We start from the raw sequence: 11962 nt of genomic DNA on the forward strand, positions 1-11962 counted from the left end.
CCATGTTTCACAAGAATAAACTTGCCGCAACCATCGGCATGGCGGCGGCGCTCGCCTGCGCCCCATTCGGCGCGGCCAACCCCATCGTCAAGGACATCTACACGGGCGACCCGGCCGCGCTGGTCGACAATGGCAGGGTCTACCTGTACGTGGGTCACGATGAAGCGAGCGCCACGGATACGGATTACCGCATGCACGAGTGGCGCGTATATTCCTCGTGCGACATGGCGAACTGGACGGATCACGGCTCGCCCGTGCGCTTTTCCACCTTCGCCTGGGCCGGCAAGGATGCGTGGGCAGGCGACATCGTCAAGCGCGGCAATCAATACTATTTCTATTCGACCGTCGACCATAAAACCATCCCCGGCAAAGCCATCGGCGTGGCCGTGTCAGACAGCCCGACGGGCCCCTTCGTCGATGCGCGCGGCAGCGCCCTGATCACGAACGACATGACGAAGCAGACGGCCATTCCCTGGGACGACATCGACCCGGCCGTCTTTATCGATACGGATGGCCAGGCCTACATTTACTGGGGTAACACGGTCTTGAAATACGCCAAGCTGAAAGCCAATATGACGGAGCTGGACGGTCCGATTCTGACCTTCGGCATGGATGCGTTCACGGAGGCGGCTTACATGCACAAGCATGCGGGCACCTATTATCTGTCGTACTCGCGCAACTTCCCTGAGGAAACGGCGTATTCAACGGGCCCGACGCCGACCGGTCCCTGGCATTTCCGCGGCACCATCATGGACAAGAACGCCGTCGTGAAAACCATTCACCAGGCCATCATCGAATTCAATGGCAAATCCTACATCTTCTATCACAACGACAAGTTGCCCGGCGGCGGAGAATACCGGCGTTCCGTGGCCGTGGAAGAGCTGAAATACAAGCCGGACGGCACCATCGAATTCATCGCGCAAACGGCTGGCCCGGCCGCCAACCCGAGCGCCGCCTGCAAGGCAAATTAGTACCGGGGTCAGACCCCAGCTTTTGCCCTTGGGTTTTTGAATTGTAAAAAAGGAGACACACCGATATCAACAATATCGATATCCATCAGTATCCGATATCGATCATGATATGATTTATTCATGGATACCCTCAACCCCAACTGGTTCTTGCGAGCCCGCCTGAAGACGCGGCAATTGCTGCTGTTGATCGCCCTTGACGAGCAGCGCAACATCCACCGCGCGGCGGAAGAATTGCACATGACGCAGCCGGCCGCGTCCAAGCAAATCAAGGACCTGGAAGAGATGCTGGACGTGCGCCTGTTCGACCGGTTGCCACGCGGCATGGAGCCGACCATCTACGGCGAGACGATGATACGCCACGCGCGCATGGCCCTGACGAGCCTGTCGCTGGCGCATGACGACATCGTCGCCCTGAAGTCGGGCCTCACGGGCCAGGTGGAAGTGGGCGTCATCATGACGCCGGCCATGGCCTTGCTGCCGCGCGCGATTGCCCGCATCAAGCAGCAGGCACCGTTGATGCGCATCGGCGTGCATCTGGAGCACAGCAACACCCTGATGGACATGCTGCAGCACGGCACCCTCGATTTCATGATCGGGCGCATCCTGGAAAAGGAAAGCAGCGCGGGACTTATCTATGAAGAATTGACGGAAGAGCCGGCCAGCGCGGTGGCGCGCAATGGCCATCCGCTGCTGTCGCGCAAGAATCTGCAATTGAAGGATTTGGCGGCCCAGCCGTGGATCTTGCCGCCGCAAGGCAGCATCCTGCGCCACCGCTTCGACATGATGTTCCGCCGCGCGGGCCAGGAACCGCCCGTCGACGTGGTCGACACGACCGCCTTGCTCCTGATCACATCCTTGCTGCAGCAAACGGACTCGCTGCACGTGATGCCGACGGAAGTGGCCCATTACTACGAATCGTTGAACGTGCTGAGCATCTTGCCCATCGAGCTGCCGTGCAAGATGGATGCGTTCGGCATCATCCGCCAGCAGGACCATTTGCTGTCGCCGGGGGCGGATATGCTGCTCAAGGCCGTGCGGGCGACGGCGGCGGATATGTATTGATTGATCCGACGGCTGAAGAGCTGGGGTCAGACCCGTCGGGTCTGACCCCGGATTTACGCTGCGTCATCTTGCACTTGCCCGGCATGCTCAATCCGGGACTTCAAAGAAAAACAGCTGCACCAATCGCCCATTCTCCGGCGTGTCGCCAAACACATTGCTGATCGAATGAAAGTAGTGTCCCTTGTACACGATCAGGCGGTTGTGGCGCATCGGCACTTCCAGCAGCGCTTGCCAACTGTCGCGCTGTTCCTGTAACTCGTTGAATTTCTGCACTTTACTGTTCGGCAGCCAGCGTTTCTGGAAATCCTTGAAGCTGGCGTAGCCGCCCGCTTTCACGTCCGCCTCGGGCAATCGCCGGTACCAGCCGCTGGGCTGGTGGCGCCAGAAGGTGGTGCCGCCCTGGCACTGCTCGGGCGGATTCAGGTACAGCACGCCCGCATAGAAATTGAAATTGTTGCCCGTCTCGTTGTCCACGTGGATATCGGTGCGCGCCATGGCGTCCGCATAGCTGAGGCGATACGAGCCGTTGTCGGGTGAAATGAAACGGATGGGGCGGCCCAGCGCCGTGGCGATGCGCTCCATGATGGCCTGGCTGGGCTGGCCCGCCGTCTGGCTGCCTGGATAGTTTTGTCCCGCATAGCGCTGCTGCTCGAACGGCAACGCCAGCGCTTGCGCGCGCCAGGCGGCGGGATCGGGCAGGAAATCGTCGAGGATGTGCAGGTCGGTTTCGCGCAGGAAATCGTGCAAGCTTGCCGGCACGTCGGGCGCCGTCAGCCGTTCTGTATTGTCCGTGCCGGGGCTGGCAAAACCGATGCGGCACGTTTGCGCCAGTGGCGCATGCAGCGCCAGGCCTTGCGCGTAGCGTTGCAAGGCCAGTTCCTGCTGTCCCGTGCGGTAGTACAGCTCGGCCAATCCCTGCAGGGTTTGCCAGCGCTGCGGACGCAGGGCGTGGGCCCGTTCCAGTTCGGCGATGGTATCCGTCAGCCGCTGTTTTCCCATCAGCAATTCCGCATGGCTGATGGCGAAATCATGCTCGTGCGGCGCCAGCCGCGCCGCCGTGGCGTAGCTGGCCAGCGCCGCCTCGCTGTCCGTGCCGCGCAGCACGTTACCGAGGTTGTAATGGAACAGGGCGTTGTCCGGCTGCTGCTTGAGCGACAGTTTTAACAGGCCCAGGCCGATGGCGCCCTGGCCCAGCTCCAGCATCGCCAGGCCCTGGAAATGCTGGGCTTCGGCCAGGGCCGGGTTCAGTTGATACGCGGCCTGGTAGGCGTTGATCGCCTCGATCAGCTTGCCCGCCTGCTGCAGCCGTTGTCCGTTTGCCAGATGTTGTTCCGCCAGTGTCTGTTCGCCCATATGTCCCGATCCCGATCCCGATGCAATGTGGCGAACAGTGTAACCGAGCCCGTTCTACCGCGCCTGGCTGACGGGAATTTCTTCTCCGTTCAGCTTGATCGCCACCTTGACGATTTGCGCCTTGACCTGGTTGCTGGCCATGTCCGCTTCCTGGGCATAGGCATACACGACGATGGCGAAATCCTTGTAGCCGCTGCGCGCCGCTTCGATCTTGCGCGCCGCATCCTGGTCCACTTTCAGCAGCGAATAACCGTCGCCATTCGTGAACGCCAGCTTGTAGTCGCCGTTGTCGTACATGTAGTAATAGGTGCCCGCGTCGGCAAATTTGGCGGGGAAGGCGGCCTTGTCCATCGCGTACGGCGACAGCGCGCCCTGGCCGTTGATCTGGTAGCGCAGGTAGCGTTTGGTTTTCGCTTCGCTGACCTTGGCGTCGATCTGCGGTTTCAGCGCGTCGAGCACTTCCTGCTTGCGGAAGGCGTCGTTGCTGCCCGCATATTCGCGCGAGATGCGCTGGGCCACGGCCGCGTAGTCGGGCGGCACGCCGGACAGGGCGAGGTAGCTGTACATCAGCTGGTGGCCGCTCGTGATGTCGACATAGCTGGCGCTTGGGGTGGCCGGGTCCGCTTGCGGCAGGCTGGCGGCTGCCGCCTTCACTTGCGCCTTGGCGGCCAGGTCGGCGATATTCGCGGCGACGGGAGCGGAGGCGGCCGGTGTGGCGGTCTCTGTTTTACCGCAGGCGGACAGCAGGACGGCGATGGCGAGCAGGGTAGGCAGGGTATGTTGCATGATATTTCCTTCAATGAATGTGTAAGAGGTGAATTAGCCGATGGTTTTACGTTTGTATTCGCCGGCGCCGTAAGCGGCCAGGACGATGGCAGACGCCAGCACCAGGTAAAAACCGATGCCAAACGAGAGGCCTTGCCACACTTGCCCCAGCATTTCGCTGGCCATCTGCTCGGCCATGCGGGCCGCACGGGTGCCCATGATGCCGCCCATGGCGCTGCCCGCGTCGCTGACGGCGCCCTTGATCTTGATGAACAGCAAGCTGCTGTGGATGACGATGAACAGCAGCGGGGCGCACTTGCCCAGCGCCGCTTTCGGGTGGCGGCTAACCATGGTGGCGCAGCATCCGGCAATGGCCAGCAGGAAGAAAAATTGTGCCGACGTAAAACCGCCGCCGCCATCGCGGGCAAAGCTTTCCAGGCTGTCCGCGGACAAGCCCAGCAACTGCCAGTAGGTGCGCGAGACGGAGGCGAACAAACGGATGCCGATGGTGTTGAAGATAAAGGCGCCGGCGATCAGGACGCCCAGGCTGGCCAGCACCTTGACGCCCAGGGCGGACACGGCCTGGCCCCACAGCTGCTGGCCCTTGTCGCGCGCCAGTTTCGCCGCGCCGGCCATTTCTTCCTGCGCCAGTTGCTGTGTCGCCACGGCGCTGACGCTGGCGAGGCTGCCGGCCTCATCGAAGCGCACGTCGACGACGGCGTTGATGGCGGGCGCCACATCCGAGCGCCAGTGCGTGGCAACGTCGAACGCATGTTGGATGCCGGCCACGCTGACGGAACCTTGTCCGCTCGGTTGGTAGGCGAGGATGCGGCCACGCTGGCCGGTGGTGGTGAATGGTTGCATGAGATTTCCCTGGTCACTGTCATGCTCTATTGCATGTACCCACGGATAACGGGGGCAGTTCAGGGAAATCTAAAATTATTTTGAATTATTTTTTCGGCGGCTGGATCATGTCCTTGGCGGCGCCCTGGTAATCCTTCATCAAGCCTATGAAAGCGTCCTGTAAATGCCGGGCCGCATCCTGCGGCGGCGCGCCCGTGCGCCGCGCCAGGTCGAATTTATACGCATGGGCGGGGCTGTAGCCAGCTTGCGATGCCGCGTCCAGCAGCACGCCCGCCCGCTTCAGCGAAGCGGGATCGCCCTTGACCATCAGCAATTCCGCCAGATAGGTCTGAGCGATGGGAAAGTCTTTCGCGGCCGCCTTTTCCAGCCACTGCATGCCCGCCTTCGGCTGCTTGATACCGGCGTCGCCGCCGCCGATGCCATAGCCGAGGGCCGTCAGCGCCACCAGATCTCCGCCCCGTGCGCGTTTTTCCAGTTGCTGGCGGGGAAACGGCCGGGCCGCGATCTGCATGCGGATTTCATGGTTAATGTCTTGCAGTACGTTGCCTGGCCACACTTTGGCGCCCGGTGCGGCCGGTTTCTCCACCGTTGGGGCAGGCGCCGGGACCGGTGCGCGCATGCCGCCGTGGCCTTGCGCGCCGGCCAGCACGCCCGGTGCCGGCGGGCTGAGACCCTTGCCGCTGCCCATGTTCAGCACCAGGCGCGCCGACGTTTCGCCAAACGACACGCGGGGCTTTTGCACGTCGTGCGTCATGGCGGCAACCCTGGCCGCCACTTGCGAAAACACGTCGCTCATCGGCAAGCCCGGAGCATCGAGCGCGTCGAGCAGGGCGCTCGTGTAGGGGCTGTTGCGCGAATCGGGTGACCAGAAGTCGCGCGCCAGGGCGCCGGGACCTGCCGAATAGGCGATCACCACGCCGCGTGGCGCGGCCGTATCGGCAAAGCCGTGGCTGGCCGCGTTGCCGCCGCCGGGAATCGCCACGGCGCCGCCGCGCGTATATTCCTGGCGGCAAGCGTCGAGGATCAGCACGGCGCCGCGCGCGCCCGTGCGCTGCAAGTCGCCCGCCAGGCTGGAAACGGACACGCCCTGCGCGGCGATGGCGGCCGCGCTCAATGCATTCATGTTGGCGCCCAGCGGCAACACATAGTTCGCTTCGCCCGCCTGCGCGCCGTGGCCCGCGTAAAACACGAGGGCGATATCGGCGCCGCGCGCCTGCGTGGAAAACTCGGCCGACGCCTTTTGCAGCTGTTGCGCATTGATGTCCGTGCGCAACAGCACTTCAAAGCCCAGGCGGCGCAGGCGCTCGGCCATGGCACGCGCATCGTTCACGGGATTCAATAGCGGCTGCGGATAGGCCGCATTGCCGATCACGAGGGCGATGCGCTTGCCGGGACCGCTGGCGGCGTTGCCCACGGCCGCCTGCGCGACGCTACCGCAGAGTAAAAAGAGGAGGCTGAAAAACAGCGGAATCAAACGATGCATCGGCGTCTCGGGAATTGTCGTGAAAGTAACAAAAGTTAGCGATTTTTACTGTGATATGAGAAAATTGCTTAAATGCATTTTACCTTACTGACAAGTTTCTCTTGTCTGGCCAGCGCACGGTACGTCGCCGCCGGCCAGTGGCGCGTGCCGCCCAACACACGATCGGACCGGCTTTGCAATCGGAACAATTTGAACGGATTCATGCTTTCTGGACCCGCCGCCAGCAGCTGACACAAGGCGAACTGGGCGAGTTTTACCAGCGCGTCATCGCCGCGCTGACGCCGTGCCGTCCGCGCGAGGCGGCGTCGCTGGGCGACTCGCTGGCCGACTTGCGCCACCAGTTTTTCATCGAAAAAGTCCTGCACGGCGACAGCGAGGCCGCGCCCCACCACATCGGTGCCCTGTTTTTGTACTTCAAGCGCTTCATCATCGACCAGCTGCGCAAGCAGCGCGATGACGAAGATGCCGATGCACAAGAGGGCTGCGAGCTGCGCGCGCCCGATGCGTATGCGGAACCGCTGCGCGACTACCAGCTCACGCCGCAGCAAGTGCGCGACGCGGCCGACGTGTTCATCACCACCTTGCCCGACGATTTGATCTTGCTGCTGCGCCATTGCGGCTGCGGCGGCATGCCCGTCAAGGAATTGGCCGAGCAGATCGCTTCCGCGCATTACCATGGCGGAAAATTAGGCCTCGTGCACCGGCAGAAGGGCGATCCCGCCAGCGCCGGGCGCCAGGTGGTCGAGCCGGCCCACCGCGCCACCTTGCTGGGCAGCTGGGTCTTGAACCTGCTCAAGCTGCGCGTGGGCGATGCCCTGGCCGCGCGCGATATGCAGGCGGCGCAAATAGTTTTGGATATTTTGTGCGTGGCCGCGTTATCCCTGCACATGGACCCCGCGTCCACCCACCCGAACCCTGATGAAAGGCCAACGGCATGAACGCATTGACGCCCTCGCTGGCCATCGTTGCCGCGCGCCTGCCGTCGCCCCCATCTTCCGCCGAACTGCTGGACGACGAGGTGGCGGGCACTACCCCCGACTGGCGCGGCATTGCCGTGCCGGAACACCTGCTGCAGCGTTTCGAGCGCCGCAGCGATGCCGCGCCGCTGGCCGCGCGGCCCATCGCCGGCGGGCAGATCCACCTGCTGGCGCGCCTTCCCGGTTTTGGCGCCGTGCTGCTCGACGCCTGGGACAGCACGCGGCAGCGCTGGCGCGGCTGGCTCGTCACGCCCGACACGGCGTATGCGGACGCCTGCGGCCTCGTGGTCGAGGAGCGCGACGCGCCCGCCGACCCGCGCGCGGGCCTGGTGCTGTGCGACATGCCCGTGACGTTGGCCGTGACGGACCTGGGCGCCTGCCTGGGCGTGTTCAGCCAGGAGCGCCTGCAGGCGGCGCGCTGGCTGGAGCTGCATGGCCGCGCGAATGGCGCCGCTGCGGCGCCCGGCGTAATCGCCCGCGTGGCCTTGCCCGGCGATGATTACGCCTTGACCGGCACACCGCTGTCGAGCGAGCTGGGCAAGGATGGCCGCGTGGCGTACCGGCAACTGCTGCGCCAGGGGCTGCAGCAATTGCAGATCACTTCGGCCGATGCGGTCGCGCCAGCGACGTCCCCCGTGAAGGCGGCCAATGCCAGCCGCTGGCTCAAGCTCGTCACGGCCGTGGCCGCCAGCGTGATGGTGGTGCAATCGGCGTGGCTGTTCCTGCCGAAAGAGGGCGCCGTCGTCGGCAATGCGGAATTCCGCAGCGGCGGCAGCGGCGTCGAGACGGGCGTGCGCACGCGCGTGCTGTTCCGCGCCGAGGCAACGGAGGCGGAAATCCGCACCTGGCTGCAGCGCGAGCAGCTGGAAATCGTCGCCGGACCGGACACCCTGGGCGCCTTCACCGTGCTGTCGCGCAACCGCCAGAAAGTCTTGCCGCCGCCAGGGCCGGGCAACCCGCTGGCCGTCATCAACCCCTGAATTCTGGAATAAGAGAAAGTTATAGAGCATGACAACGTATAAGAATCTTGCATCCGCGCACTGGCGCAAATTGATCGCCGGCATGGCCGCCGGCGTCCTGTTGACGGGCTGCGCCATGACGCCGAACGGCCGTGGCGGCGTGTTGATGGGCCTCGATACGGCCGAGCTGTTCGGCACGCCGATTTCCACCTTCCGCCTGCGCGACGGCACGGAAGGGACCTTGCGCAAGGACCCGCAGGGCAAGTATTCGATCAAGCTGTCGCAGGCGTTTCGCGTCGTGCCGCTGGCCAACGCCATCACGGCCCGCGTGGCGCGCGTGGAAAACGTGGGTGCGCGCACCGTGGTGATCGTGGAAACGCAGGAGCGCGGCTGCGCCTACCGCTATGAAGTGCTGGCTTTCCAGGGCACGGACGTGCTGCAGTGGACGGTCGGCAATTGCAAGGACCGCCCCCGCGTGGACGTGGCGGCCGATGGAAAATCGCTCAATATCGACTTCCCCAACTACAACCGCCTGTCGCGCATGATCTACACGGACAACCGCCTGCTCAACGCCAGCGTAGCCGTGCCGCCCGGCGTCGATACGCGCGCCCAGCCGTTTGCCGACGACGCCTTGCGCGGCACGGGTCCCGCCATCGCCACCACGCCCGGCAGCGACAGCGGCCGCGTGATACCGGCGCCACCGGCACCGGCATCGGCCCCGGCGCCTGCCGCCGCGCCGAAAGCGGCCAGCCGCGCCAGCGCCAAGGCGCGCCGCCAGGAGAGCCAGGCCAGGGCGGCGGCACCCGCCGCCATCAGCCTGCCCGCGCAACGTAGCGCTGCGCCTGCTCCGGCGGCGCCGATGATCTTCCAGGCCGAAGAGATCAAGCCCGTCGTCATCGATTTGAGGAAATAAGATGGCTGCGAGTTTGCGCAGTCTGCAGATCCGGCAGACTTTGATCCTGATCGCCCTGACGATCATTTATTTGTGCTTCGAACTGGGCTTCAATGCCCGTTTGCTCGACGTGGTGGGCGGCGACGTCAAGCCGCACGACGTGGAGGGCGTGGAATTCTATGGCCGCAGCCTGTCGGGCATCGCCGCCGCGCTGGTGGTGCTGCAACTGATGTGGCGCCGCCGCCTGAAGAACAATGGCAGCGGCCCCAGCTGGAAAAAGATCCTCTTTTGCTGCGTCGCCACGGCGGCGGTCGTGTTCGGCATTTTGAAAACGACGGTCACCGTGCTGGTCGAAACGCGCGACGCGCAATTTCGCCGGCTGGCCTTCAACACGACTCTGATGCAGCGCTCGCTGGTCGGCGGCAGCCTGCAATTGCAGGGCCTGGTCGATGACGCCACCCTGTTTGCCAAGCCCGAAGGCAAGGCTTTTCTCGCGCTGTTCCCCTTTCTCGCCGTCTCGGTAGGCCACCTCGATGAGCGCATGGAGCCGGCCAAGGAGCAGTTGATCAATTTCAACGTGCGCAAGATCGCTGGCGGCGCGGCCGGTTACTATGAAAAATACCAGCAGGCGATCGGCGAGGTGCGCGACAAGTGGAAGCTGTATGCGGGCATCATTCCCGATGACGATGCGGGCTTGCGCCAGCAGCAGGAAATGGCATGGAACGATTACCGGCAAAGCCTGTCGCGCCATGGCTGGCAACCGCATTCCGTGCCGGCGCGGCGCAAGGCGGCCGTCGTCAACAATGTGCGTAAAAAGGTGCCCGTATCGGCCAACTGGCATCCCGCCGACCAATTGAGCTTCCGCGCCGCCGTCAAGCGCCGCTATGCGTCGGAAGCGGCAAGCAAGGGCTTGCATATCAAGGGCGACCGCATTCCGCCTGGCTTGTCCTTCGCCGCCTTCGTGGCGCGCCCCGGCATTCAGGCCGTCCTGCGCGACGGGCCGGACGGCGGCGATGGCAGCGAAGCGGGCAAGGGCTTGCGCTTGCCGAAAGGTGCCGTGGTGCAGGACGCGTATGCGAGCCCGGCCGAGTTCAGCCGCCTGTTCGACCAGTTCGCCGCGCGCCAGACGGCGGAAAAACTCGTGGAATACCGCGCCAGCCGCAGCGACTTCGAAGTGGGCGGCAAGTACTTTGAAGAGGGCAAGGAAGCGGCGCGCGCGGCCATCGTGCCGCCCGTCGCCCTGTTCTTCTCCTTGCTGGGCGCCATCGGCCACTTCTCGAAATTGCTGTACCTGATCGCCACGGTGGGCTTGCTGGTGCTGGCGGCGCGCCGCGGCGAGCAGGCGGGCGCCGATGGCCAGCTGAGCCGCCGTTCCGCCTGGATCGCCACGGGCGTGCTGGCTGGCGCTTTCCTGGGAACCTGGGGTATCTTTACCCTCTCGGACAATAATGTCACGAAGAGCGAGCTGTTCCGCCAGATGCTGGACTGGAACCGCCAGGCCGCCGACGACAGCACGCGCTGGCAAATCGCCGGCAAGGGCTTGCTGGCCAATATCACGCACGTCGTGGCGGTGGGGCAGGGCTACAGCTACCCCGTCAACGAAGCGATCCGCATCCACGTTTTGCAGGGAATTCACTATGGCTATCATCCGGGACAAAAATAAGGCGGCCGCACTGGCCTTGCTGCTTTCCATGGCAAGCACGGCTGTCCAGGCCGACTGCCTGGGCATGAAGGTGCATGCCCACCGCGGCGCCGGCAATGCGCCGGAAAACTCGCTGAGCGCGCTGCGCAACACGTATTTCGGCACCTGGGACGGCGTCGAGACGGATTTGCAGCTGCTCGGTGACGGCAGCTGGGTGGTGCACCACGATTTGCTGACGGGCAGAGTCGTCGACACGGGTTCACCCCGCACCGTGAAACAACTGACGGCCGACGACTGGCGCGCCGCCAGCATGAAGAATCGTGGCGTGGCCACGCCGGAAACGCCGCCTTTTGTGACCGACATCGCCGACCTGGCCACGGCTTTTCCAAGTAAAACCCTGAACGCGGAAATCAAGGATGTCGTGGGATCGTGCGCACCGATCGCCTCCCTGGTGGGGCAGTTGCGCGCGAACATCAAGCACGGCAACTGGTTCTTGACGTCGGGCGTGCCGAACAACCTCGCTTGCGCGCGCCGCGCCGATCCGCAGGGCTACCTGGGCTTGCTCGTGTTTGACGCGCGCAATGCGCAGGCGGCCGGCACGAACCGCGTCAGCCGCTACATCGCGAAAAATGCCCGCCCGCCGAAGCTGGACAAGCCTTGGCTGCAGCGCGTGCAGCAGCAGATCGGCATGCCCACGGGCGTGCACGTCGATGCGCGCAGCCTGGACGCCAATCCGAATTTGCTCAGCGACGCGGCCAGCCTGAACATGCCCGTCTTCGTGTATGCCGTCGATGGCGATTCGGCTCTGGCCGCCTCCTTGCTGCGCGCCCAGCAGCGCAGCCACCGCTGGCCCAGCGGCGTCATCCTTGACGGCAATCCCGAGACGTTTTGCGCGATGATGCAGTAAGTTCTCCCCGATCTGCGATACGGCGGTTTTGCCGTGCAGCAGAACGTCTTGCCGCCCCAGAAATAGCTTTTCCAACGGCCCGTACAG

Annotated in this window: 11 protein-coding genes; 7 read left to right on the forward strand and 4 right to left on the reverse strand. The window is 64.2% G+C overall.

Going from position 1 to position 11962, the window contains the following annotated elements; genetic code table 11:
- Window positions 1-2 precede the first annotated feature (2 nt).
- Window positions 3-971, forward strand: coding sequence for a glycoside hydrolase family 43 protein (locus IGS55_RS11615; RefSeq protein ID WP_230518085.1), 969 nt, complete (start codon window positions 3-5; stop codon window positions 969-971).
- A 120-nt stretch (window positions 972-1091) separates the two neighbouring features.
- On the forward strand, window positions 1092-2033 hold the full coding sequence (locus tag IGS55_RS11620) for a LysR family transcriptional regulator (RefSeq protein WP_128140959.1): 942 nt from the start codon (window positions 1092-1094) through the stop codon (window positions 2031-2033).
- 87 nt (window positions 2034-2120) lie between these two features.
- On the opposite strand, the gene IGS55_RS11625 is transcribed toward IGS55_RS11620, so the two are convergent.
- From IGS55_RS11625 to IGS55_RS11640, 4 genes are all read right to left on the reverse strand, one after another.
- A complete protein-coding gene (locus IGS55_RS11625; RefSeq protein ID WP_230518086.1) occupies window positions 2121-3386 on the reverse strand; it encodes a DUF6445 family protein in 1266 nt (421 codons plus the stop codon).
- Between the two features lie 54 nt (window positions 3387-3440).
- Window positions 3441-4172 carry a hypothetical protein gene (locus tag IGS55_RS11630; RefSeq protein ID WP_230518087.1) on the reverse strand — a complete coding sequence of 244 codons (732 nt, stop codon included), beginning with the start codon at window positions 4170-4172 and terminating at the stop codon, window positions 3441-3443.
- Between the two features lie 33 nt (window positions 4173-4205).
- Window positions 4206-5015 (reverse strand): hypothetical protein, encoded by an 810-nt coding sequence (locus IGS55_RS11635; protein ID WP_230518088.1) that lies wholly within the window; start codon window positions 5013-5015, stop codon window positions 4206-4208.
- Window positions 5016-5100: 85 nt separating this feature from the next.
- Window positions 5101-6498 (reverse strand): caspase family protein, encoded by a 1398-nt coding sequence (locus tag IGS55_RS11640; RefSeq protein ID WP_230518089.1) that lies wholly within the window; start codon window positions 6496-6498, stop codon window positions 5101-5103.
- 173 nt (window positions 6499-6671) lie between these two features.
- Here IGS55_RS11640 and IGS55_RS11645 point away from each other — a divergent pair, with 173 nt between their 5' ends.
- Genes IGS55_RS11645 through IGS55_RS11665 form a run of 5 tightly spaced genes read left to right on the forward strand, consistent with a single transcriptional unit; the run spans window position 6672 to window position 11875 of the window.
- A complete protein-coding gene (locus IGS55_RS11645; RefSeq protein ID WP_230518090.1) occupies window positions 6672-7436 on the forward strand; it encodes a hypothetical protein in 765 nt (254 codons plus the stop codon).
- Window positions 7433-8455, forward strand: coding sequence for a hypothetical protein (locus IGS55_RS11650; protein ID WP_230518091.1), 1023 nt, complete (start codon window positions 7433-7435; stop codon window positions 8453-8455). The genes IGS55_RS11645 and IGS55_RS11650 overlap by 4 nt, the downstream gene beginning before the upstream one ends.
- Before the next feature lie 28 nt (window positions 8456-8483).
- A complete protein-coding gene (locus IGS55_RS11655) occupies window positions 8484-9347 on the forward strand; it encodes a hypothetical protein (protein WP_230518092.1) in 864 nt (287 codons plus the stop codon).
- A 1-nt stretch (window position 9348) separates the two neighbouring features.
- Window positions 9349-10989, forward strand: a complete 1641-nt coding sequence (locus tag IGS55_RS11660; RefSeq protein ID WP_230518093.1) for a hypothetical protein — start codon at window positions 9349-9351, stop codon at window positions 10987-10989.
- Entirely contained in the window at window positions 10964-11875 is a 912-nt protein-coding gene (locus IGS55_RS11665) for a glycerophosphodiester phosphodiesterase (protein ID WP_230518094.1), read from the forward strand. Before IGS55_RS11660 ends, IGS55_RS11665 begins: the two co-directional genes overlap by 26 nt.
- Window positions 11876-11962 lie beyond the last annotated feature (87 nt).

The organism is Janthinobacterium sp. EB271-G4-3-2, assembly GCF_020858035.1.
In the GTDB taxonomy this organism is placed as follows: Bacteria; Pseudomonadota; Gammaproteobacteria; order Burkholderiales; family Burkholderiaceae_D; genus Janthinobacterium; species Janthinobacterium aestuarii.

Bases quoted from the DNA above. Each gene is read 5' to 3' on its own strand.
- IGS55_RS11615 (WP_230518085.1), top strand. From the start codon at position 3: ATGTTTCACAAGAATAAACTTGCCGCAACCATCGGCATGGCGGCGGCG.
- IGS55_RS11620 (WP_128140959.1), top strand. From the start codon at position 1,092: ATGGATACCCTCAACCCCAACTGGTTCTTGCGAGCCCGCCTGAAGACG.
- IGS55_RS11625 (WP_230518086.1), bottom strand. From the start codon at position 3,386: ATGGGCGAACAGACACTGGCGGAACAACATCTGGCAAACGGACAACGG.
- IGS55_RS11630 (WP_230518087.1), bottom strand. From the start codon at position 4,172: ATGCAACATACCCTGCCTACCCTGCTCGCCATCGCCGTCCTGCTGTCC.
- IGS55_RS11635 (WP_230518088.1), bottom strand. From the start codon at position 5,015: ATGCAACCATTCACCACCACCGGCCAGCGTGGCCGCATCCTCGCCTAC.
- IGS55_RS11640 (WP_230518089.1), bottom strand. From the start codon at position 6,498: ATGCATCGTTTGATTCCGCTGTTTTTCAGCCTCCTCTTTTTACTCTGC.
- IGS55_RS11650 (WP_230518091.1), top strand. From the start codon at position 7,433: ATGAACGCATTGACGCCCTCGCTGGCCATCGTTGCCGCGCGCCTGCCG.
- IGS55_RS11655 (WP_230518092.1), top strand. From the start codon at position 8,484: ATGACAACGTATAAGAATCTTGCATCCGCGCACTGGCGCAAATTGATC.
- IGS55_RS11660 (WP_230518093.1), top strand. From the start codon at position 9,349: ATGGCTGCGAGTTTGCGCAGTCTGCAGATCCGGCAGACTTTGATCCTG.
- IGS55_RS11665 (WP_230518094.1), top strand. From the start codon at position 10,964: ATGGCTATCATCCGGGACAAAAATAAGGCGGCCGCACTGGCCTTGCTG.